Source organism: Streptomyces glaucescens, from assembly GCF_002154375.1.
Taxonomy (GTDB): domain Bacteria; phylum Actinomycetota; class Actinomycetes; order Streptomycetales; family Streptomycetaceae; genus Streptomyces; species Streptomyces glaucescens.
Genome location: NZ_MUND01000888.1, coordinates 1 through 3,710 on the forward strand (window position 1 = coordinate 1; position 3,710 = coordinate 3,710).

The 3,710-nt window shown below is 72.2% G+C and carries 4 protein-coding genes and 1 rRNA gene; 4 read left to right on the forward strand and 1 reads right to left on the reverse strand.

Annotation, left to right across the window (positions count from 1 at the left end):
* The 4 genes from CCN42_RS38875 to CCN42_RS38890 all read left to right on the forward strand — a co-directional run.
* Positions 1 to 822, forward strand: an 822-nt coding sequence (locus CCN42_RS38875) for an ATP-binding cassette domain-containing protein (protein WP_107427724.1), incomplete at its 5' end; no start/stop codon positions are given.
* Positions 819 to 1,586, forward strand: a complete 768-nt coding sequence (locus CCN42_RS38880) for an ABC transporter permease (RefSeq protein WP_086741906.1) — start codon at positions 819 to 821, stop codon at positions 1,584 to 1,586. The genes CCN42_RS38875 and CCN42_RS38880, both read left to right, overlap by 4 nt.
* On the forward strand, positions 1,583 to 2,845 hold the full coding sequence (locus CCN42_RS38885) for a sensor histidine kinase (RefSeq protein WP_245877669.1): 1,263 nt from the start codon (positions 1,583 to 1,585) through the stop codon (positions 2,843 to 2,845). The genes CCN42_RS38880 and CCN42_RS38885 overlap by 4 nt, the downstream gene beginning before the upstream one ends.
* The gene (locus CCN42_RS38890; protein WP_086741908.1) at positions 2,842 to 3,513 is read left to right on the forward strand and encodes a response regulator; all 672 of its coding nucleotides are present in this window, start codon (positions 2,842 to 2,844) and stop codon (positions 3,511 to 3,513) included. Before CCN42_RS38885 ends, CCN42_RS38890 begins: the two co-directional genes overlap by 4 nt.
* Before the next feature lie 49 nt (positions 3,514 to 3,562).
* Here the strand turns inward: CCN42_RS38890 and rrf are convergent.
* Positions 3,563 to 3,679, reverse strand: a 5S ribosomal RNA gene (rrf, locus tag CCN42_RS38895).
* Positions 3,680 to 3,710 lie beyond the last annotated feature (31 nt).

Here is a 3,710-nt window from a genome sequence, read left to right on the forward strand (position 1 = left end):
GGCCCCAACGGCGCCGGCAAGTCCACCACCATGCGCCTGCTGCTCGGCCTGGACGCCCCCACCCGCGGCCACGCCACCATCAACGGCCGCCCCTACGCCGCCCATCCGGCGCCGCTCACCCAGGTCGGCGCGCTCCTCGAGGCCCGCTCGGTCCACCCGGGCCGCACCGCCCGCCACCATCTGACCGCCCTCGCCCTCACCCACGGCATCCCCCGCGGCCGCGTCACCCGCGTCCTCGACCTCACCGGCCTCACCGACGTCGCGAACCGCCGCGTCAAGGGTTTCTCCCTCGGCATGGGCCAACGCCTCGGTATCGCCGCCGCGCTGCTCGGCGACCCGGAGGTGCTCGTCCTCGACGAACCGGTCAACGGCCTCGACCCCGAGGGCGTCCTGTGGATCCGCACCCTCCTCAAGTCCCTCGCCGCCGAAGGCCGCACGGTCCTGGTCTCCTCCCACCTGATGAGCGAGATGGCCCAGACCGCCGACCACCTGATCATCATCGGCCGCGGCCGGCTCCTCGCCGACACCACCGTCACCGAGTTCGTCCGCCGGTCCGGCGCCGGCACCGTCAGGGTCGTCACCCCCGAGGCCCCCGCCCTCGTACGGCACCTGACCGCGCCCGGTGTCGACATCACCAGCGACTCCCCCGGCACCCTCCACGTCCACGGCACCGACGCCGAGCACATCGGCCGCACCGCCGCCGCGCACGGCATCCCCCTCTACGAACTCACCCCGCGCGCCGCCTCCCTGGAGGAGGCGTTCATGGACCTCACCCGCGACGCCGTCGAATACCCCGCCGGCCTGGAAGGAGCCCCGGCATGACCACCCTGGCCGTCACCCCCGTCCGCGTCCTGCACTCCGAGTGGCACAAGCTGTGGACGCTCCGCTCCACCTGGCTCAACCTCGCCCTGATCCCCGTGCTCACCCTCGGCACGGGCATAGCCATCGGCAGCTCCTATGAGTCCGGCGACGCCGCCGAGCTGGACACCGTCCTCCTCGTCCTGCTCGGCATGCAGTTCAGCCAGATCATCGTCGGCGTCCTCGGCATCCTCGCCTCCGCCGAGGAACACTCCACCGGCCTGGTCCGCTCCACCATGGCGGCCGTCCCCGCCCGCCTCCCCGTCCTGTGGTCCAAGGCGGCGATCGTCGGCACGGTCTGCTTCCTCACCGCCCTCGCCACCAACCTGCTCACCTTCCCCGTCGTCCAGTCCCTCCTCACCGGCACCGACAAGGAAGCCGCCCTCGGCGACCCGGGCATCCTGCGCGCCCTCGTCGGCAACGCCGCCGGGCTCGCCCTCGTCGCCGTCCTCGCCGTCGGTCTCGGCAGCCTGATCCGCTCCGTCCCCACCAGCGTCGGCGTCCTGATCGGCGTGGTAATGATCCTCCCCGAGGTGCTGAGGATGCTCCCTTACGAGGCCGTCGACGACGCCGTACGCCACTTCCCCGGCAAGGCCCTGGAAGCCCTCACCCACGCGGACCCCACGCCCGGCATGACCTCCCCCGGCACCGCCCTGCTCTCCCTCATCCTCTGGACGGCGGCCACCCTCACCGCCGCGGCCGTCTTCCTCAAGCGACGGGACGTATGAGCCCCACGCCCCGCACCATGGACGGCATGCAGCCGGCCCCCGAGCCCCTGACCCAGCACATCCAGCGCGTCATCGCCCGGGTGCGCGCCTACGACCGGCGCCACCCGGCGGCCTGGGACCTCCACCTGACCGGCCTCTGCGTCAGCGTCGCCCTGATCGACTACGCCACCGGCGGCTGGCGTGCCGTCGCCCGCAGCACCGAGGCCCCCGACTGGCTGGTCATCGCCCTGAACCTCGGCTTCGCCGTCCCCCTCCTCTGGCGCCGCGGCCACCCCCTCGCGGTCCTGCTGGCCATGACCCCGGTCGCCCTGGTCAACGCCTGGACCGGCACCGTCCTCCAGGCCGCCATGCTCCAGCTGGTCGTCGTCTACAACATCGCCCTGCGCCTCCCCCTGCGCACCCTGGCGTGGACGGCTCCGCTGACCATCGCCCCGATCCTCGTCCTCGCCGCCCGCCATCCGCTGAACGGCTGGAACCAGGAGCTCGTGCCGCCGCTGATGTCGATCGCCGTGGCCGCCCTGGCGGGCATCGCGGTCCGCACCCGCCGCGACTACACGGAGGCACTGGAGGACCGCGCCCGCCGCCTGGAGATCGAACGCGACCAGCAGGCCCGCCTCGCCGCCGCCGCCGAACGCGCCCGCATCGCCCGCGAGATGCACGACATCATCGGCCACAACCTCTCCGTCATCACGGGCCTGGCCGACGGCGGCCGCTACGCCGCCGCCAAGTCCCCCGAGCGTGCCGCCCAGGCCCTGGACGCCATCGCCGGCACCAGCCGCCAGGCCCTCACCGAACTCCGCCGCCTCCTGGACGTCCTCCGCGACGACCACCAGCACCCGGAGGCCGGCCTCGCCCCCCAGCCGGCCCTGACCGACCTGGACCAGCTGATCGACGGTGTCCGCTCGGCAGGCCTCCCCGTCCGCCTCACCACCCACGGCACCCCTGCCCTTCCCCCGGGCCGCCAGCTCACGGTCTACCGCGTCGTCCAGGAGGCCCTCACCAACACCCTCAAACACGCGGGCACCGGCGCCACCGCGGACATAGCGCTGTCCTACGCCGGCCGGGGCGCCGCCACGGTCACCGTCACGGACACCGGTCACGGCGCCCGCCCCGTCGACGGCACCACCACCGGCCGCGGACTTCCCGGCATGCGCGAACGAACGGCTCTCTACGGCGGCACACTTGAGGCCGGCCCCCGCCCGCTCCCCGAACGGGGCTGGCGCGTCCGTCTCCACCTCCCGGAGGAACCCTCGCCGTGACGACCGTCCTCATCGCCGACGACCAGCCCCTCCAGCGCCTCGGCTTCCGCATGCTGCTGGAGAGCCAGGACGACATGACGGTCCTGGGCGAGGCCGCGAACGGCACGGAGGCGGTCCGCATGACCGCGGAACTGCATCCCGACGTCGTCCTGATGGACGTCCGCATGCCCGGCCTGGACGGCATCGAGGCCACTCGCCGCATCACCGCCACCGGCGACCGCACCCGCGTCCTGATCCTCACCACCTTCGACCTCGACGAATACGCCTACGCCGGCCTCCGTGCCGGCGCCTCCGGCTTCCTCGTCAAGGACGCCCAGCCGGAAGAACTGCTCTCCGGTGTCCGCGCGGTGGCGACCGGCGACGCGGTCGTGGCCCCCAGCCTGACCCGCCGCCTGCTCGACGCCTACGTCCACCACCTGCCGACGGCACCGGACCCCTCGCCCGCGGCCCCGGAGGACCCCCGCCTGGCGCCGCTCACGGACCGGGAACGCGAAATCCTCACGGTCATCGGCATGGGCTGGACGAACACGGAGATCGCCACCCGCCTGCACCTGGCCGAATCGACGGTGAAAACGCATGTGAGCCGCATCCTCGCGAAAACCGGCTCACGGGACCGCGTCCAGGCAGTGATCCTGGCCTACGACACGGGCCTGGTTGAACCGTCCTGAAACGCAGAAAACCCCCGCATCTTCCGATGCGGGGGTTTTCCCAATATTTGTTCGGCGGTGTCCTACTCTCCCACAGGGTCCCCCCTGCAGTACCATCGGCGCTGTAAGGCTTAGCTTCCGGGTTCGGAATGTAACCGGGCGTTTCCCTCACGCTATGACCACCGAAACACTATGAAACAATCAACCGCACCATGTGT

Bases quoted from the DNA above. Each gene is read 5' to 3' on its own strand.
- CCN42_RS38880 (WP_086741906.1), top strand. From the start codon at position 819: ATGACCACCCTGGCCGTCACCCCCGTCCGCGTCCTGCACTCCGAGTGG.
- CCN42_RS38885 (WP_245877669.1), top strand. From the start codon at position 1,583: ATGAGCCCCACGCCCCGCACCATGGACGGCATGCAGCCGGCCCCCGAG.